Below are 17,406 nucleotides of genomic sequence, written 5' to 3' on the forward strand. Positions count from 1 at the left end.
ATGTGCCCCCAGCGTGCGGACGGGAGTATGAATCCAGGAGGATGCGGTATGTTTTCCGGTTACATGGCCACGACCGCCGGAACACCTCGCGTGCTGGCTGTACGAGCGCTGGATTCCTCAGTTTCCAGAATTGAGCGTAGTCCGCTTTTTCGAGACGCCGAAGACGTGGGGGAGTACCGGCGATGATGTCCGGGGCAGCCAGGCAGGAGCTCATCGCCTTCGCCCGCTGACCAGCTGCACTGGTGGAGCGGCCATGAACACGACACACCAGATCGGTGTGGCCTACCGGACCGATGTGAGCGTGGAGGCAGCGTGCTGACCGAGCGGAGTGCGGACCTGGACTTGGTGCGACGCGCGTGTGCCGAGGTCGGCCAGACGGTGGCGCGGCTGTGTCCCGGCCCGTCCGACCCGCTGCATGCGGCTGGTCTCGCGGTTGCGCAGAGCGCGGAACTGATCGCCCGCGCCGCGGCCGAACCGGGCGCCACGGTGGCCAAGGAGGTGCTCCAGGACGCGCTGAACGCTATCCGGGCCGCGTCCCTGGCCCTCCGGTTCGCCGTGGTCGCCGCCGACGACATCGTCCGGCAGCCACCCACCGAGACCGTTGCGGGCATGTCGTTTCGTCACACCAGCCACGCCGCAGGCCTGGCATCGGCGTCAGGTCCGGAACACCCATACGAGACACGTACTAACCGGTGAGGATTTCGGGTTGGTTGGCTGGTGACGCGATCAGGCAGCGAAGCCGCTTGGGGAGCATGTCACCCATCGGTCATGGGTATTGACTGCGCTGCTTCCGGCTGACCGTCGAGGATGTCATGCACCGTGAACCGTTTGAGGGAGGTCGCCACCGCGTCGGCGACCGTACGGTCGAGCGCGGTGAGTGCCTTCTGCACGTTACGGCCTGTGGCACACGTCGGGTCGGGGCCGTGCAGTCCGAGCACCGGTTGCGTGCCCTGTAGTGGCCGCCAGACCTGTTCCAGGGTGATCTGCCGGGCATCGACCGCCAACTCCCAGCCCCCGTTGACTCCCGAGCGGGAGCGGACCAGTCCCGCGCGGCGCAGCGGTCCCAGCACCCGACGCACGTAGACGGGGTTGACGTTGGCGCTCTTGGACAGTTCGTCCGAGCTGACGGCGTGCGCGTCGGTGACGCCTGCCAGGTAGGTCAGCACGTGCACGGCGACGGCGAACTGGGTGTTGGTGGATCCGGCCATGCGAGCATCTTGCCATTTCGTAACTACCGTGGCTACACTCGCCGACATTCGTAGTCGCGATAGTTACAGTTAGGCAGTGATGATGATCGGTATCACGGGTGCGTCCGGTCCGCTGGGGCGCGCCACCGCGGAAGCTGTTCTGCAGATGGTCGACCCGCGCGAGGTCGTGCTCACCACGCGCCGGCCGGAGGCGCTCGCGGACCTCGCCACGATCGGCGCCCAGGTCCGGCACGCGGACTTCGCCGACGCCGCCACCGTCACGACCGCGTTGTCCGGGGTCGATCGGCTGCTGCTCATCTCCACCGACAGCGTCGGCTCCCGGCTCGATCAGCAGCGGGCCGCCGTTGCGGCGGCGGCCGCGGCCGGGGTGTCACACATCGTCTACACCTCGGTTCCCGAGCCGGTGCCCGCGAACCCGGCCCTGGTGGTCGATGACCACGCCGGCACCGAACAGGCGCTGCGCGAAAGCGGATTGCGGTGGACGATGCTGCGCAACCACCTGTACGCACACCTGCAGGTCCCCGTCATCGAGCGGGCACTGACCTCGGGGCGCCTGGTGACCAACAGCGGCAGCGGTGCTGCCGCGTACGTCAGGCGGGAAGACTGCGCGGCGGCGGCCGCTGCGGTCCTGTCTCAGGGTGGATACGAGAACACCGTCTTCGACATCAGCGGTCCCGAGGCGATCAGCGCCGACGATCTCGTTGTCCTCGCAAGGGAGATCGGTGGCCGCGACGTCGAGCTCGTCCACGTCGACGATCTCGAGTTCGCCGACGGCCTCAGGGCCGCAGGCTTGCCGGAGGCCGCGGTGCAGTTGGTTACGTCGTTCGGCGCGTCGACACGCAGCGGGTTCCTCGCGAACGTCTCCAGCGCGCTGGCCGACCTGACCGGCCACGCACCCGTCTCCCTCGCCGCAGTGGCGCGCGCGGCACTGAACTCCTGATGCGACAACGAGTCACTGAACCGACTACCGCGGCGGACGGCCGTACAAGGAGGAACACCATGACCACGGACACTCAGGACACCCCGGGCACCGCGACCGCCACGCTGGGTTTGCGGCGCCTGGGCTGGGCTGGCGTCGAGATCCGACTGGACGACACCAGGGTGCTGATCGACGCGCTGGAGAATGTCGAGCCCCTGGAGCCCGCCCTCGGGCCGCCCAAGCGTCCGCTTCCGCCGATCGAGGCGCCTGCGGGAACGCACGCTCTGATCACGCACCTGCATCCCGACCACTACGACCGCGCCCTGATGACGCGTCTGGCCGGTTCCGGCACCATCGGCTGTCACGCGCCGATCGCGCCGGCGCTGGCCGAGGACGGCATCGAGGCGGTCCCGCAGAAGCTGGGGCAGTCCCGCCGCATCGGCTCGCTGACGGTCACACCGGTCGTGTCGCTGGACTGGCGGGGCACGGATTCCGACCAGGTCGCGTGGATCGTGGAGGGCGCAGGGAGGCGGATCATCCACTGCGGAGACACGATGTGGCACGGCAACTGGTGGCAGATCGCCCGCGATCACGGACCGTTCGACGTCGCGTTCGTGCCCGTCAACGGCGTCATCGCCCAGTTCGAGGGCTATGCGGCGAACGTGCCCGCCACCATGACTCCCGAGCAGGCCGTCGAGGCCGCGGTCGCGCTGGGCGCGTCCGAGGTCTGCGCGATCCACTACGAACTGTTCAACAACCCTCCTGTCTACGTCGAGCAGCCCGACATCGTGGGACGGTTCCGCCACGCCGCCGAGGCACGGGGTATCAAGGCCCACCTCGTGGCCGACGGAGAGGCGGTGCCGCTGACCGGTCCCCGCACGGAGAGCTGAGCAGGCCTGCCATGAAGTTCGCAACCATCGAGCACACGTCGGGCCCCGCGGCGGCGGTCGCGGTCTCCGAGGACGAAGTGGCCGTTCTCCCAGCAGAATTCACCGACGTTGAGGCCATCCTCCGAGCGTCCGAGGCACAACGACTGGCGGCGATACGCGAAGCCACGGAGGTGGGCGAGCGCCTGCCCGTGGCCGAACTGTCGTGGCTGCCACCGGTGCTGCGCCCGGGAAAGGTGCTGTGCGTCGCGCTGAACAACAGCGCGAACCCGGAGCGAATACTGTCCGGCCCGGACACGCCCGCGATGTTCCTCAAGCCATCCTCGTCACTGGTCGGTCACGGCCGTCCGATCCGCCTGCGCGAGAACGACGGGCGGGTGCATCCCGAGCCGGAACTGGCCGTCATCGTAGGGCGGGCCGGCGCGGACATCGCAGAGGACGCTGCGATGTCGCACGTTTTCGGCTACACGATCCTCAACGACGTCACGTCCCCGACCCTGCGCGGCGAAGACACGTTCCACTACCGAGCCATCCACCCCGATCCGGAGACGGCCGACGGGGTGCGCTTCGTGGAGAGCTGGGTGAGTTACCCGGCCCGCTACAAGGGAGCGGACACCTTCGGACCCCTCGGCCCGTGGGTGATCACAGCGGAGGACATTCCCGATCCGCACGACCTGCGGATCACGTGTTCGCACAACGGAAGGCTGGTCACCGACGACACCACCGCGAACCTGAGGTTCGGGGTCGCCGAGGTGATCTCGTTCGCGTCCCGGTACCTCACCCTGGAGCCGGGCGACGTGATCGGCATGGGCACGGCGCTGCGCAGCTCGCCCGGGGCCGGGAGCGCGGTACAGAACCTGGACCTGAACCGCTTCGGTGGGTTGGTGGAGGTGTCGATCGACCGGATCGGCACCCTGGCCAATCCCGTGCAGCTGCGATGAGCGTTGGTGCGGCGACCCGCGCGGCGATCGCGGATCTCAACGCCCGCTTCGCCTGGGCACTCGACTCGCACAACTGGACCGCCCTGCGGGACGTGCTCACCGCGGACGTGCACTACGTGAGCGTGGGACGCGAATTCCACGACGCCGACTCGGTGATCGCTTCCTTCCAGGCGCGCCCCGCGACGCGGACCACCCGGCACGGCCTGGGCAACCTGCTGCTGCGGGACGGCCCCCAGGGAAGCATCCTCGGCTGGAGTAGCTGGCACACGTTCGCGAGCAACGACGCCGCGGCGCGGGACGTGCCCCTGTTCATGGTCGCGGACTTCCAGGACACCTACACCAGCGACGCGAACGGCGCATGGCGGATTGCCGAGCGGATCATCGTCCCGGTCTTCCGCAACGACACCCTCGCGCCACCTTCCACACCCGGAGTGAGCCGATGACCACCGAACCGACACACGACCTGGCCCACCTCGGCCACCACGGCCTGTTCACCCCCGACCCGGAAGGCACACTGCACTACTTCGTGGATCTGCTCGGCATGGACGTCGTCGCGCAGGACGGGGAGGCGACCTACCTGCGAGCGTACGGTGACTACGAGACGTGGTCGCTCAAGGTGATCGGCTCCGACCAGGCCGGGCCGGCCTGGGTGTCGTGGCGGGCGACGAGCCCGCAAGCACTGCACCGCCGGATCGACTGGCTGGAGGCACACGGACACGCCGGCCGCTGGACACCGCGGGATCGCGGGATCGGGCCGTCCTACCAGTTCACCGATCCCGACGGGCACGTCTTCCGCTTGTACTACGACACCCAGCGGTACTCCGCGCCGGAAGGGCAGCGGCCCGCGATCCCGACCGGCTTCCAGAGGTACGCCGGACGGGGCGCGAACGTGCGGCGCCTCGACCACGTCAACCTGCTCGCGCGCGACGTACCGGCCTGCCGGAAATTCTGGGAGGAAGGATTCGGGCTGCGCACCTACGAAATCGTCCGGTCGGCGGACGGAGGCGACGAGAGCGCCGCCTGGATGAGCAGCTCCATCCAGGGCCACGAACTGATCTACACCCGAGAGCACACCAGCGCCAACGGGCGCCTGCACCACTTCGCGTACGTCGTGGACAGCCGGGAGGAGGTGTTGCGCGCAGCGGAGATCTTCGCCGACGCGCGGATTCGGATCGAGGCCGGACCTTCCCGTCACACCGCCATCCAGGGGTTCTACCTCTACACCCGCGAGCCGGGCGGGAACCGTGTCGAGGTCGCCCACGGCGGCTATCTCGTGTTCGCTCCGGACAGCGAGCCCTACATCTGGAACCCCAAGGAATGGAAGGGAAAACCAGGCTGGGGCGCACCCCTGCCACCCGAGTTCCACGTCTACGGTACCCCCGACACGGTGCGGTAGGCCGCGGTGGACACGACAGGACCGGGGCGGTTCCAGCCGCCTCCGCCGACCGGGCTGGACGCCAGCCAATCGGCCTTCTACCGCCGACTCGTCGATGGCCCCCGGGGACGCGCCGGTGACGTTCCTCTGGTCGATGCCAGCGGTGCCCTCGTCGGCCCGTTCGCCCTGATGGCCATCGCTCCCGACCTCGGCGAAGCGGTACAGCAGGTGGGCGCCGCGGTGCGATACGCGTCCGCGCTGGACCCAGTGGTACGTGAGGCGGCAGTGCTTCTGGTCGCCTCGCATCACCGCTGCGCCTTCGAGTGGCACGCCCACGAAGACAGCGCCCGCAAGCTCGGCCTCGACGACCGGCAACTCGACCAGTTGCGGGGCGGCACCCCACCTTCGGGCCTGCCCAAGGCGGCGACGCGCGCGCTGCTCACGGTGAACACCATGCTGCGCACGGCAAGCCTGGACGACGACGCCTACGCCGACACCGTCGCGGAACTGGGCGAACGCGGCCTCGCAGAGCTGGTCTGGCTCACCGGCTACTACTCGATGCTCGCGCTTGCTCTCGCGGTCTTCGACCCACCCAATCCTCTCGGCCCAGAACGGTAAAAGACCAGACCGCCCCACGCCACCAGGAAGGATGGCGCCGTCATGCGCACCCACTTCGTGGTTCACGAAGCGTTCGAGGGCCCCGGCATCATCGAGGATTGGGCACGTGCCCGAGGCCACGACATCAGGTGGTCTCTCCTCTATGACGCCGACCCGCTGCCGTCGGCCGCAGACGACATCGATCTGCTGGTCGTGCTGGGTGGTCCCCAGCAGACCACCACTACTCGGACGGAGTGTGCCTACTTCGACGCCGCCGCGGAGAAGGCCCTGATCCTCTCCGCGATCGAGGCCGACAAGGCGGTCGTCGGCGTCTGCCTCGGTGCCCAGCTCATCGGGGAGGCCCTTGGCGCCGCCGCGGAACCCAGCCCGTACCGAGAGATCGGATGCTTTCCCGTCAGGCTCACTGACGCGGGGAAGAGGCACGAGTTTTTCGCTGACTACGCAGCGAAATTCATCGCAGGCCACTGGCATGACGATATGCCCGGACTCACGCCTGATGCCGCCGTTCTGGCCACCAGCGCAGGTTGTCCCCGTCAAATTGTCGCGTACGGCAAGCGCGTGTACGGGTTCCAATGCCACATGGAGTTCACCCCCGATCTCGTCAAGACCTTGATCGCGCAGGCGGAGGAGGACCCGACTTCTCCCGAGGGTAACCCCTTTGTGCGGCCGGCCGTCGTACTACAAGGCTACGACTTCACCGCTATGAACAACCAGTTGACAGCTTTCCTCGACCGGCTCGTGTCGGAGTCCCCGACCGCAGGGGCTGGCGGCCGGCGAGAAACCGGAGCGTGAAATGACACCCCTCTACTATCTGTCCGCCAACGAGGCGCTACGACTGTTTCGGACTCGGCAACTGTCCCCAGTGGAGCTGATGCGCGCAATCATTGAACGCGCGGAACACGTTGAACCAACGGTCAACGCCTTCGCCGAGCAGATGTTTGAACAGGCACTCCGGGCCGCGGCCGCCGCCGAGACGCGGTACCGGCCACGCGGTGAACCCAGGCCCCTCGAAGGGCTGCCTGTGGCGGCCAAGGAGGAGCAGCACATCATCGGTCACCCGGTCACCGACGGCACGCTGCTGCGTTCGTCGTATCCCGCGGGGGAGACCGCGGTGGTGCTCGCACGGATCGAGGCCGCCGGCGGCATCTTGCACGCCCGCACCACGACCTCGGAGTTCTGCTGCATGCCGCTGTCCCACACTCGACGGTGGGGAGTGACGCGCAACCCCTGGAATCCGCACGTCTCCGCGGGCGGATCGTCCGGCGGCTCGGCAGCCAGCCTGGCGGCCGGCACCGCCATGCTCGCCACCGGATCGGACATCGGTGGATCGCTACGCGCGCCTGCCTCGTTCACTGGAGTGGTCGGGTTCAAGCCACCACACGGCCGTAATCCGGTTCTCCCGCCAGCAGGACTGGATCCGTATTTTCATCACGGTCCGATGGCGAGGACTGTGGCCGACTGCGCGCTCCTCCAGAACGTGATGGCAGGGGAGGATTCGCGAGACCCCGCCTCCAGCCTTCCGCCAGTGACGATCATCCCGCCGCATCTGGACGATGTGCGTGGTCTGCGGGTGGCTTTCAGCGCCACCCCAGGCGACTTTCCCGTCGACCTCGAGGTGCGCGCCAACACCCGGGCCGCTGTGGGGGCTTTGGAATCCGCGGGGGCCGTGATCGAGGAGGTCGAGATTGCCTGGCGTCTCGACGAGATCAAGCAGGCCTTGTGGGCCCACTTCGGAAGTGGTCTCGCCGCCGAGCTCGTGGAACTGGACCGACAGCACCCGAACACGATCACCCCGTATGCTCTGGCATTCGCCCGCAAAGGAGTGCAGACGGCCCCGCATGTGGACGGCGAAACCGGTCGTGCCCTTGAGTCAGCCATCCAGGGTCACCTCGATGCTGTTTTCGCCCACTTCGACGCCTTCATCGTCCCGACCGTCGGTGCCACCGCTTTCGCGGCCGGCGAGGACTACACCGACACTCAGCTCATGGTCAACGGTGTTGCTCTCGAACACTTCTCCGATGCCTCACTGACCCCGGCATTCAACATCAGCAGCGCGAATCCGGTGATCGCGGTGCCTTCGGGTTGGGCGCGCAATGGCGTGCCGACCGGTGTGCAGGTCGTCGCGGCCAAGTATGACGACACCACCGCATTTCGTGTCGCATCGGCGATCGAGCGGACCCTGGGAGCAGGTTTCGCCGGTCGACGCACTCCAGCCCTGCCGACGTGACCTGTCATGACACTGGAGTCTGTCCATGCCGCGGCCTGCGGTGGTCGGCCTGGGCGCCCGCTACGGCCTTCCGACCGCGCTGCGTCTGCTGCTGCGTGGTACGAGCTGTACCAGGATGGCCTGTAGCTCCCGCCATGCCGCCCAGAGGCCGAGCATCGAGTTCATGAACAACGCACTCACCCTTGCCGACGACCTGGTGCTGAACCGGATGGGCTACGGCGCCATGCAACTGGCCGGACCGAACGCCTGGGGTCCGCCGCGGGACCGCGCGGAGGCGGTGCGGGTCCTGCGCACCGCCGTCGAGCTGGGGATCACGCACCTGGACACGAGCGACTACTACGGCCCGGTGGTCACGAACGAGATCATCCGCGAGGCCCTGCACCCCTATCCGGAAGACCTGCGGATCGTGACGAAGGTCGGCTTCCGGCGGGGACCGGAGGGCAGCTGGGATCCGTCACCGCACGACCTTCGCAAGCAGGTGCAGACGAACCTGGAGCACCTCGGACTGGACGTGCTCGACGCCGTCAACCTCCGCGTCGACGGGACGGGATCGATTGCCGAGTCTTTCGGCGAGCTGGTCGAGATGCAGAAGGAGGGCTTGGTACGGCATCTCGGGCTGTCGAACGTGACCGCCGACCAGGTCGCCGAGGCCCGCTCCATCGCACCGATCGTCCTTGTCCAGAACCTCTACAACCTGGTTGCCCGCGGCGACGACGCTCTGATCGACGTCCTCGCCGCCGATGGCATCGGCTTCGTGCCGTTCTTCCCGCTCGGCGGATGGAGTCCGCTGCAGTCCGCGGTGCTCGACGAGGTGGCTGCCGCCCTCGGCGTGACGGCGCAGCAGACCGCACTGGCCTGGCTGTTGCAGCGCTCTCCCGCGATCCTTTTGATCCCAGGCACTTCGTCGGTCTCGCACCTGCGGGCGAACGTCGCCGCCGCGGCGTTGGCGTTGCCCGCCGAGGCCGTGGCCCGACTGGACGCCCTGGGCACTGGGGCGGGCCATCGCGGCCTGTGAGCGCAGCCCATTGGGTGTCCTTGCAGGGGGTGCGTAAGGACGCGTACGTGGGTCAGTTCCATACCTGTCGTTCCTGGCTGCGGGGGTCGTCGACCTGGGTCCACTCGGCGTCGATGCGCATCGTGGCCCTGCGCTCGGTGTCGTACGGGTCCCAGCCGGGGTCGCCGGTCCTGGCGAACCGCACCCAGGTCTCGTGCACGCGGGCGGCGAGATCCGCGGGTGGCTTGTCGGGGCCGAGTAGGGCTGTGGGGCCGTGCAACTGGGGGAGGTGCGCGAGATCGAAGACGAAGGGCAGTTCGACCGCGTGGGTGGCGCCGAGCTCTCCGTGCAGAGCCTGGGAGCGCCAGGCGAACTCGTAGGCGTAGGTGGCGGACTGGGGATGGGCGGCATGTACGTCGACCAGTGCCCAGCTGCCCGCACTGAACAGCGCGTCGCCCATGATGGCGGAGCGCAGCTCGCCGAATGACGCCTCGGGGCGTGCCCGCCGGTAGGTCTCGATGAGTTGCGCTGGATTCGGGTGTGAGCGTGCCGCCGCGTCGCCGACATCCCCGGCGGTCGAGGTGGCGTACTTGTCCACGGGGACCAGGTAGAGGTTGCCCTCCTCGGTATTGGTCCCGACGAGCAGGTCGATGTCGGAGCTGAGGCCGACGGCGACGGACTCGGCGGGCTGCGTGTCGAGGACCAGGCTGAAGGGGCTGAGGCCGATCAGCGGGTCGCGGTGCGTCTCGGTGTGCAGGTCCATGCCCGTGAGCCGGGCGGCGGCCTCGACGAGACGCTCGTCGGAGATCTCCGCGAAGGCGTTGACATGGGGCTCGATGCCCAGGAACTCGGCCGCCGCCCCAGTGACGCGGGCGGCCTGTTCGGTGGTGAACGCCCCCAGGCCGCTGCCGCTCTGGACGATCGCCCGGCGGAACAGGCCCGTGGCTTCGAGGGTGCCCAGGACGCCACCGACGATGGTTGCCCCGGCCGACTGGCCGAAGAGGGTGACGTTGTGCGGATCACCGCCGAAGGCGGCGATGTTCTCCTGGACCCAGTGCAACGCGGCGAGGACGTCGAGCAGGCCGCGGTTGGCGGGCGCACCGGGGAGGTCGAGGAACCCGGCGATGCCGAGCCGGTAGTTGAGGGTGACGAGGACGACGCCGTTGCGGGCGAAGGCGGAGCCGTCGTACAGCGCGGACCGCGTCGATCCGGCGACGAATCCGCCGCCGTGGACGAACACCATGACAGGCAGGTCACCGCCGCCGGCGGCGGGCGTCCAGACGTTGACGGTCAGGTAGTCCTCGCCGCGACTCCAACCGGTGCCGAAGTAGGGGGACATGTCCACGCTGCCGAGCTTGCGCTCGGATTGCGGCGCGTTGGGCCCCGGCACGGTGGCGTCCCGAACGTCGTCCCACGGCTCGTGCGGCTGGGGCGGCGCGAACCGGCTGGCGCCGCGGGGTGGGGCGGCGTAGGGGATGTTCCGGAATGCGGCGGTGTCACCTTGGCGGATGCCTCGGACGGCTCCCTGCGCCGTGGTCACGATGGGGTTGGGGTGATGGTTCACAGTGATGCCTCTCCGCGGGCCTCAGGCCTGTTCGGTGTACGGGGCGAAGGGGGCCCAGCCCTTGATGGCGAACTTGTCTGCCTCGCGTACCACTTCGGCGGCGCCGTGACCGCCCAGGTGCGCGGGGATCACGAGTGCGTTGTTGTCGGCCGCCCAGCCCAGCACCTTGCGGCGGGTGGCGCGTGCGCCTGCGGGGTCCTCGCAGAAGCAGCTGTTGGAGTCGGGTTCGAGGATCTGCACAGGGCTGTGCAGCATGTCGCCGACGAACACCGCGCGGTCTGTCCCGGAGGTGAGGGTCAGCACTGCGGAGCCGGGGGTGTGTCCGGGAGCCGCGTCCAGGCGGAGGTCGGCGTCGATCTGGTGGCTGTTCTCCCACAACAGCGACTGGCCGGCCTGGTGCACCGGGGCCACGCTGTCCTCGAAGACGTTCTGGTTGCCGCGGCCGAGCAGCGGCTTGTGACCGTTTTCGGGATTCCAGAAGTCGAAGTCCTCCTTCGGCATCAGATAGGTGGCGTTGGGGAACGTGGGCACCCAGTGGCGACCGTCCAGGTACGTGTTCCAGCCGACGTGATCGATGTGGAGATGCGTGTTGATCACGATGTCCACGTCCTCTGGTCGGACGCCGGCGCGTGCGAGATTGGCCAGGAAGTCCGTTTCAAGGTGGCTCCAGACCGGCGCGTACGGGCGCTCCTTGTGATTTCCCACGCCGGTGTCGACCAGGATGGTCTTGCCCCCGCTGCGCAGCAGCCAGGTCTGGATCGCGGAATTCACGATGTTGGTCTCGGAGTCCAGGAAATGTGGGGTCAGCCAGGGGGAGTCGTCGTTCCAGACTTCCTTCGGGCTGTCGGGGAAGAAGGCGTCGGGCGTCATTTCGACGGAACCGAAGTATTCCCATACCCGGGTGATGGTGACGTTGCCGAGCGTGATTTGTTCCATGGGGCGTCCTGGGGAGTGCGGAAGAGGATTCCCTGGAACCGTACGAGTGGCTCGGCGCGCGCGGTATCCGTAACGTGACTGCATCTGCACCTACGGCCCGGCACGCTGGGCCTGGCGGCTTGTAACCTGGGTGGGCCAAGGTCGAAGAGCCACAATTCCTGGAGACTCCGTGGACGAGCACACAGGCGACCTCGGTGCGGTCCCGAGACCGGAGCCGGATCCAGGGGAGCCGATCGTCGGCCGGGACGCGGAGCTGGCGCGCCTCGTTCGTGCGATGGACTCGGCTTCGGCCGACCCGGCTGCGGTGCTGGTCGGTGACATGGGCACGGGGAAGAGCGCGCTGCTGGACCGTGCGGTGCGTCACGCGGAAGCTGGCGGCGCTCGCGTGTTGCGCGCCGAGGGCAGCGAGTTGGAGTCGAGCCTGGCGTTCTCTGCCCTGCATCAGTTGCTGCGGCCGGTGCTGTCCGAAGTGGACAGACTGCCCGACAGGCAGCGCGCGGCAATACTGGACGCCTTCGGCACGGGGCCGGCCATGCCCCGGTATTCGAGCGCACCCGATCTCATGCTGATCGGGGTCGCCGTCCTGAGCCTGTTGTCAGCCCTGGGCGACCAGCGTCCCGTGCTCGTGGTGCTGGACGACGCGCAGTGGTTCGATCGTGCTTCCCTGGATGCACTGTCCTTCGCAGCCAGACGGTTGGAAGGCGAACCGGTCACGATGCTGATCGGGGCCCGTGGCGGCGATCACCTCCCGGGATTCGACCGGCACGTACCGACGCTCATCCTGGGGCCGCTGGACAACGCCGCGGCCAATCAGCTCCTTGACCTGCAACCGAAAAGCCCCACCGGCCACACCAGGACGCGAATCCTTGACCAAGCGGGCGGCAACCCACTGGCACTGGTGGAACTGACAAGGACAGCCACCGCCGCCGACGCGGCCACCGGGCTGCCGACCGCAGGTCCGCTCCCGCTCAGCGATCACCTGGAGCGGATCTTCGCCGCTCGCCTGAACGGCCTGCCCGCCGCCACTGCGCGGGCCCTGCTGCTCCTGGCCGCCATGGACAGCGTCGACTTCACGATCGCCGCCTCTGCCGGGCTGCCGAACGCCGAGGACGACGCCTGGCTGCCCGCCGAGCAGGCCCGGCTGATCCGGCGGACTGGCCGTGACGTTCGGTTCCGCCACCCACTGGTCCGGTCCGCCGTGTATCACGCCGCGTCCTTGGGTGCCCGGCGCGAGGCTCACCTCGCGCTCGCCGCGATGCTGCGGGACGAACCGGATCGGCGTGCCTGGCACCTGGCCGCCGCCTGCCCGCGCCCGGACGCGGCCGTATCGGCGGAGCTGGAGCGGACCGCCGCCCGGGCTCGCCGACGCGGCGGCCATGCGGCGGCGGCCAAGGCCCTGCAACGCGCCGCGGAACTCGCACCGCAGCGAGAGAACAGTGCCCGGCTGCTGGTCGAAGCCGCTGCGGCGGCCGTGTTCACCGGGGACATCGCCTGGGTCAAGGAGCTGGCCGCCGCAGTACGCGCGCGCACGGATGACGCGAAGCTGCTGGCCGCTGCCGCCGTACAGGCCGGACGGCTGGCGGTTCTGACCGTGCGCCACTCCGTGGTCTTCTCCCGACTGGCCGACACCGCCGAGGAGTTGGCGGCCCGCCAGCCCGCCGCCGGGCTGGAACTCCTGGCCCACGCCGCCGTGGTCCGCTTCTACTCCGGAGCGGACACCCAGCGGCACCGCATCCAGGACATCCTGCGGAGCCTAACCGAGGATGCCTCATACACAGGCTTGCGTACCTGGGTGAGGGCCGTGTGCGATCCTTTCGGCGACCGGAGCGAACTCGTCTCCCTCCTCCCACAGTTGGCCGCCGAGGCGCAAGCCCGACCGGAGCAGCTCACCACCGTCGGGATCATGGCGTGGCTCCTGGACGAGACCCCGCAGGCCGTCCGCGCCTTCGACGAGGCCTTCGCCAGCTGGGAGTTGCAGGGAACGCTGCCGGAGGGGCTGGGCGGCGCGGTCGCCTGGGCCTATGTGGAACGAGGAAGGTGGGAACAGGCCCGCGAGGCCTGCGCCCGCACCATCGCGGTCGGCCGGTCGGTCGGCCTCGACCACGCCGTGGCCTGTGCGGCCACCGTGGACGCCGCCGTGCTGGCCTACCAGGGGGACGCGACGGCAGCCCGGGCCGAGGAGGCGCTCGCCCTGATCGATCCGCTGGAAAGCCGCTCGGTCTGCGTCTATGCCCGTCGTGCGCTCGGCGCCGCGGCAGCCGCGGAAGGTGCGTACGAGACCGCGTACGACCAACTCCGCATGGTCTTCACGGCAGATGGCGCGCCCCTGCACTACCACGCCTCCTACCCGGCCGTCGCGGATCTGGCCGCCGCCGCTGTGCGCTGTGGCAGACGTGAGGAGGCTGCCGCGATCGTCGAGCGTTGCGCACGGGCGCTCGCGGAGAGCGCTTCCCCCCGCCTGCGTGCGCTGATCAACCGAGCCCGTGGCCTGCTGGCGGACCCCGAGGACGCCGAGCCGCACTTCCGGGCGTCCCTGGCGGACCCGGTACTGGCGCACTGGCCCTTCGAACGCGCACAGATCCTGCTCGACCTCGCCGAGTGGCTGCGACGCCGTCGGCGCATCGCCGAAGCACGGACGCCGCTCACTGAGGCGCTGGAGACCTTCCGCCGCCTGGGCGCGCACCCGTGGATCGAGCGCGCCCGGGCCGAATCGCGCGCCGCCGGCCTCGACGTCACGGACACGGCCCCCGACGCGCTTGCCGCACTCTCCCCACAACAGCAGCAGATCATCAGGCTCGCCGCCCGCGGGCTGACCAACCGCGAAATCGGCGAAAGACTCTTCCTCTCCCCGCGCACGGTCAGCTCGCACCTCTACCGCAGCTTCCCGAAGCTGGGCATCACCGCCCGGTCCCAACTGCGTGACCTCATCGAGGACACCCTCGCGACGGCCGGTCACTCGTAGCACGGCTTGTGGTGAATTGGTCTGCATGGTGCTTCCTACCGCCATCACCGAAGCCGTGCTCGCCGAGCTGGTCGAACGAGGTTATGCGCGGCTGTCCATGGAAGGCGTGGCCAAGCGCGCCGGTTCGGGCAAGAGCGCCCTGTACCGCCGGTGGCGCACCAAGCAGGAGATGGTGCTGGCGGTCCTCGCCGGGATCGGCGTACCGATGGCTGATGTCGCGGACACCGGCACGCTGCGCGGGGATCTCCACGCCACGGTGGTGGCTGTCGCCGAGTGGTTGACCGAACCGCCGTTCTCCCGGATCGTCCCCGACCTGGTAGCCGAGGCCACGCGCACGCCGGAGCTGGCCGAGGGCATCGCGAGGACCATGCGGACGCGCTGGTCTACTGGCGGATGGTGGTGCGCCAGGCCCCGGTCGAGCCGGACTACCTCGACCGGGTCACCGACACCATGTTGCGCGCACTGGGTGCGGCGTCCGCCTGAAGCGCCTTGAACACGAGATGAGTCAACGGCGCCGTGCTGTGCCGGAGTGGGTGCGTTGCGCCAGGCCATCGATGATCAGCGCCAGCCCTTGGTCGAACGCGGACGCGGGGTCCAGGCTGGGGTGCCTGGCCAGTTGCGGGGCGTGTCCGTCGTGTTCGGCGCCGGCCTGTTCTTCCAGCACGCTCCCGACGGTGAAATGGCTGGTGGTGAGCATCGCCATCTGCGCGTCCTGCTCGGACAGTCCCGCGGCGACCAGGAAGTCCACCTTGTGGAGGGCGCGGGAGAGTCCTGCGCCCTGGGGACTGGTGCCTGCGTGCAGCCGTGCCCCGTCACGGTGCGCTAGCAGCGCGCGGCGGAAGCTGCGGGAGTTCTCCCGGAGCCAGTCGCGCCAGTCGTCTGACGGCGCGGGCAGGGGAGCTGTCGCGTGGGGTGCCATGGCGGCGTCCGCCATGGCGGTGAGCAGCGCGGCTTTGCTGGGGAAGTGCCAGTAGAGCGAGGGCTGTTCGACCCCCAGCCGTTTCGCCAGGCGTCGGGTGCTCACTTCATCGAGTCCGAGTTCGTCGAGGAGGGCGAGTGCCTCGTTGACGATGGTCTCGCGGTCCAACTTCGCCATCCCAGAACTCTATCACCGATAGGGTTGACAGCCTATCGGTGATAGATGATGCTGACCGCATCGCCTATCACTGAAAGGGAGATGGAGTCATGGCAGTCACGACAGGCGCGAAAGCACTGAAGGTTCTCGTGTGTGGGGGTGGCATCGCCGGTCAAGCGCTCGCCTACTGGCTGGTGCGAGGTGGTCACCAGGTCACAGTCGTCGAACGCCACCCGGTGCTGCGGGCCACGGGCGCGCAGATCGACCTGCGCGGACAGGGCATCGAGGCGATCGATCGGATGGGACTGCTCGACACGGTGCGTGGCATCCGCGTCGACGAGCCGGGTGTGGCGTTCGTGGACGGACGGGGCCGCCGGTGGGGCACCGTGCTGGCCAACACTTCCGGCAAGGGCCGCCAGACCATGACCTCGGAGTACGAGATCATGCGCGGAGACCTGGTGCGCGTCCTGCACGGGGCAACCAAAGATGACGTGCGCTTCGTGTTCGGGATGGGTGTCGAGAGCTTCCAGCAGGACAGCGACCGTGTCCGCGCGCACTTCTCCGATGGCACGTCGGGGGAGTTCGACATACTGATCGGCGCCGATGGGCAGGGCTCGCGCATCCGCCGGGACATCCTCGCGGCCGACGCCCCCACCCCGTACTGGCCGGTCGGCATCCACATGGCGTACTGGTTCATTCCACGCGACGCGACCGATGACAGTATTCGCGAGACCTACAACGCTCCCGGCGGACGCATGATCATGCGCCGCAGCCACAACCCCACCCAGACCCAGGTCTACTTCGCGCTGTGGGAGAACTCCGAGGAAGCGACCGCGGTGCACCGGCAACCGGTCGAGCAGCAGAAGCAGTTCTGGACTGACCGGTTCCGCGACGCCGGCTGGCAGACCCAGCGGTTCCTCGCCGGCATGTGGGAGACCGAGTTCTTCTACTCCCAGGAGGTCGTCCAGGTCCGGACCGAGACCTGGTCACAAGGCCGGGTCGCGCTCGTCGGTGACGCCGGATACTGCGGCTCCCCCTACAGCGGCATGGGCACCTCCGCCGCCCTGGTCGGCGCCTACGTCCTGGCCGGGGAGATCAACCGGCACCCGGGTGACATCCCGGCCGCGTTCGCGCAGTATCACGCGACGCTGCAACCGTTCGTCGATCACGTTCAGGGCGAGGTCAACCCGAAATTGCTGCGCTTCGGGTTCCCGCAAGGCAAGCTGGGAATCAACGCCATCCGCACCATGGGCGCGGTAGCCACGTTCCTGCGGCTTCCCGAACTGGCAGCACGGTTCGCAAAAGAAGACCGTGGCGGCGACTGGCAGCTTCCGAACTACTCCCACACCCTCAAGGCCTAGTGCTGCGTTCCTCAAAGCCGGTAGACAAACCTGCGTCGCAGCTTCCGGGGCCGCGGATGCGGACGCCCCCAAATAGCGGTACGGCGGAACAGTCGCCACCGCCCCTGCTGAAGGTTCAGCCAGCACGCGGCGACCGGGATGAACGCGTGCTGGATCCGGGGATGATCGACCAGCCATTCGCGGGCGGACTTGCTGTTGTGACTGGACAGGTTGTCGGTGACGATCACGACCTCACCCTCGGGATCGGCGTCTTCTACCAGTTGCAGAAACCGTTGGTAGTTAACGCTGTTCCGCAGGGAACGCTCGGGGGATGACTGGGCCCAGCTCGTCGACGCAGAC

The 17,406-nt window shown here is 68.6% G+C and carries 18 protein-coding genes; 13 read left to right on the forward strand and 5 right to left on the reverse strand.

Annotation, left to right across the window (positions count from 1 at the left end; all coding sequences use genetic code 11):
* Positions 1-312 precede the first annotated feature (312 nt).
* Positions 313-696: a hypothetical protein gene (locus KALB_RS20190; RefSeq protein ID WP_025357527.1), complete on the forward strand. Its 384-nt coding sequence runs from the start codon at positions 313-315 to the stop codon at positions 694-696.
* A 59-nt stretch (positions 697-755) separates the two neighbouring features.
* Here the strand turns inward: KALB_RS20190 and KALB_RS20195 are convergent, their stop codons facing one another.
* Positions 756-1,208, reverse strand: a complete 453-nt coding sequence (locus tag KALB_RS20195) for an Rrf2 family transcriptional regulator (RefSeq protein WP_025357528.1) — start codon at positions 1,206-1,208, stop codon at positions 756-758.
* Positions 1,209-1,287: 79 nt separating this feature from the next.
* On the opposite strand from KALB_RS20195, the gene KALB_RS20200 reads away from it, so the two are divergent.
* The 9 genes from KALB_RS20200 (at position 1,288) to KALB_RS20240 (ending at position 9,190) form a co-directional block, all read left to right on the forward strand.
* On the forward strand, positions 1,288-2,148 hold the full coding sequence (locus KALB_RS20200) for an NAD(P)H-binding protein (RefSeq protein WP_025357529.1): 861 nt from the start codon (positions 1,288-1,290) through the stop codon (positions 2,146-2,148).
* A 59-nt stretch (positions 2,149-2,207) separates the two neighbouring features.
* On the forward strand, positions 2,208-3,017 hold the full coding sequence (locus KALB_RS20205) for an MBL fold metallo-hydrolase (RefSeq protein ID WP_025357530.1): 810 nt from the start codon (positions 2,208-2,210) through the stop codon (positions 3,015-3,017).
* Between the two features lie 11 nt (positions 3,018-3,028).
* Positions 3,029-3,955: a fumarylacetoacetate hydrolase family protein gene (locus tag KALB_RS20210; RefSeq protein WP_025357531.1), complete on the forward strand. Its 927-nt coding sequence runs from the start codon at positions 3,029-3,031 to the stop codon at positions 3,953-3,955.
* A complete protein-coding gene (locus tag KALB_RS20215) occupies positions 3,952-4,398 on the forward strand; it encodes a nuclear transport factor 2 family protein (protein ID WP_025357532.1) in 447 nt (148 codons plus the stop codon). Before KALB_RS20210 ends, KALB_RS20215 begins: the two co-directional genes overlap by 4 nt.
* A complete protein-coding gene (locus KALB_RS20220) occupies positions 4,395-5,351 on the forward strand; it encodes a VOC family protein (protein WP_025357533.1) in 957 nt (318 codons plus the stop codon). The genes KALB_RS20215 and KALB_RS20220 overlap by 4 nt, the downstream gene beginning before the upstream one ends.
* A 6-nt stretch (positions 5,352-5,357) precedes the next feature.
* Positions 5,358-5,948: a carboxymuconolactone decarboxylase family protein gene (locus tag KALB_RS20225; RefSeq protein WP_025357534.1), complete on the forward strand. Its 591-nt coding sequence runs from the start codon at positions 5,358-5,360 to the stop codon at positions 5,946-5,948.
* A 42-nt stretch (positions 5,949-5,990) separates the two neighbouring features.
* Positions 5,991-6,740 carry a glutamine amidotransferase-related protein gene (locus KALB_RS20230; RefSeq protein WP_025357535.1) on the forward strand — a complete coding sequence of 250 codons (750 nt, stop codon included), beginning with the start codon at positions 5,991-5,993 and terminating at the stop codon, positions 6,738-6,740.
* A gap of 1 nt (position 6,741) precedes the next feature.
* Entirely contained in the window at positions 6,742-8,175 is a 1,434-nt protein-coding gene (locus tag KALB_RS20235) for an amidase (protein WP_025357536.1), read from the forward strand.
* Positions 8,176-8,338: 163 nt separating this feature from the next.
* Entirely contained in the window at positions 8,339-9,190 is an 852-nt protein-coding gene (locus KALB_RS20240) for an oxidoreductase (RefSeq protein WP_030107673.1), read from the forward strand.
* Between the two features lie 52 nt (positions 9,191-9,242).
* Here KALB_RS20240 and KALB_RS20245 read toward each other — a convergent pair whose 3' ends face one another.
* Positions 9,243-10,733, reverse strand: a complete 1,491-nt coding sequence (locus KALB_RS20245) for a carboxylesterase/lipase family protein (RefSeq protein WP_025357538.1) — start codon at positions 10,731-10,733, stop codon at positions 9,243-9,245.
* 21 nt (positions 10,734-10,754) lie between these two features.
* Positions 10,755-11,669 carry an MBL fold metallo-hydrolase gene (locus tag KALB_RS20250; RefSeq protein WP_025357539.1) on the reverse strand — a complete coding sequence of 305 codons (915 nt, stop codon included), beginning with the start codon at positions 11,667-11,669 and terminating at the stop codon, positions 10,755-10,757.
* Positions 11,670-11,838: 169 nt separating this feature from the next.
* On the opposite strand from KALB_RS20250, the gene KALB_RS20255 reads away from it, so the two are divergent.
* Positions 11,839-14,631, forward strand: coding sequence for a helix-turn-helix transcriptional regulator (locus tag KALB_RS20255; protein WP_025357540.1), 2,793 nt, complete (start codon positions 11,839-11,841; stop codon positions 14,629-14,631).
* 25 nt (positions 14,632-14,656) lie between these two features.
* A complete protein-coding gene (locus KALB_RS20260) occupies positions 14,657-15,124 on the forward strand; it encodes a TetR/AcrR family transcriptional regulator (RefSeq protein WP_236650296.1) in 468 nt (155 codons plus the stop codon).
* A 12-nt stretch (positions 15,125-15,136) separates the two neighbouring features.
* Here KALB_RS20260 and KALB_RS20265 read toward each other — a convergent pair whose 3' ends face one another.
* Positions 15,137-15,727: a TetR/AcrR family transcriptional regulator C-terminal domain-containing protein gene (locus KALB_RS20265; protein ID WP_025357541.1), complete on the reverse strand. Its 591-nt coding sequence runs from the start codon at positions 15,725-15,727 to the stop codon at positions 15,137-15,139.
* A gap of 89 nt (positions 15,728-15,816) precedes the next feature.
* Between KALB_RS20265 and KALB_RS20270 the strand changes: the two genes are divergently transcribed.
* Entirely contained in the window at positions 15,817-17,067 is a 1,251-nt protein-coding gene (locus KALB_RS20270; protein WP_025357542.1) for an FAD-dependent oxidoreductase, read from the forward strand.
* An 11-nt stretch (positions 17,068-17,078) separates the two neighbouring features.
* On the opposite strand, the gene KALB_RS45450 is transcribed toward KALB_RS20270, so the two are convergent.
* Positions 17,079-17,363 (reverse strand): transposase, encoded by a 285-nt coding sequence (locus KALB_RS45450; RefSeq protein WP_201772016.1) that lies wholly within the window; start codon positions 17,361-17,363, stop codon positions 17,079-17,081.
* Positions 17,364-17,406 lie beyond the last annotated feature (43 nt).

The organism is Kutzneria viridogrisea DSM 43870 (assembly GCF_000525635.1).
Taxonomy (GTDB): domain Bacteria; phylum Actinomycetota; class Actinomycetes; order Mycobacteriales; family Pseudonocardiaceae; genus Kutzneria; species Kutzneria viridogrisea.

Bases quoted from the DNA above. Each gene is read 5' to 3' on its own strand.
- KALB_RS20215 (WP_025357532.1), top strand. From the start codon at position 3,952: ATGAGCGTTGGTGCGGCGACCCGCGCGGCGATCGCGGATCTCAACGCC.
- KALB_RS20205 (WP_025357530.1), top strand. From the start codon at position 2,208: ATGACCACGGACACTCAGGACACCCCGGGCACCGCGACCGCCACGCTG.
- KALB_RS20265 (WP_025357541.1), bottom strand. From the start codon at position 15,727: ATGGCGAAGTTGGACCGCGAGACCATCGTCAACGAGGCACTCGCCCTC.
- KALB_RS20230 (WP_025357535.1), top strand. From the start codon at position 5,991: ATGCGCACCCACTTCGTGGTTCACGAAGCGTTCGAGGGCCCCGGCATC.
- KALB_RS20220 (WP_025357533.1), top strand. From the start codon at position 4,395: ATGACCACCGAACCGACACACGACCTGGCCCACCTCGGCCACCACGGC.
- KALB_RS20210 (WP_025357531.1), top strand. From the start codon at position 3,029: ATGAAGTTCGCAACCATCGAGCACACGTCGGGCCCCGCGGCGGCGGTC.
- KALB_RS20200 (WP_025357529.1), top strand. From the start codon at position 1,288: ATGATGATCGGTATCACGGGTGCGTCCGGTCCGCTGGGGCGCGCCACC.
- KALB_RS20260 (WP_236650296.1), top strand. From the start codon at position 14,657: ATGGTGCTTCCTACCGCCATCACCGAAGCCGTGCTCGCCGAGCTGGTC.
- KALB_RS20195 (WP_025357528.1), bottom strand. From the start codon at position 1,208: ATGGCCGGATCCACCAACACCCAGTTCGCCGTCGCCGTGCACGTGCTG.
- KALB_RS20240 (WP_030107673.1), top strand. From the start codon at position 8,339: ATGAACAACGCACTCACCCTTGCCGACGACCTGGTGCTGAACCGGATG.
- KALB_RS20235 (WP_025357536.1), top strand. From the start codon at position 6,742: ATGACACCCCTCTACTATCTGTCCGCCAACGAGGCGCTACGACTGTTT.
- KALB_RS20250 (WP_025357539.1), bottom strand. From the start codon at position 11,669: ATGGAACAAATCACGCTCGGCAACGTCACCATCACCCGGGTATGGGAA.
- KALB_RS20270 (WP_025357542.1), top strand. From the start codon at position 15,817: ATGGCAGTCACGACAGGCGCGAAAGCACTGAAGGTTCTCGTGTGTGGG.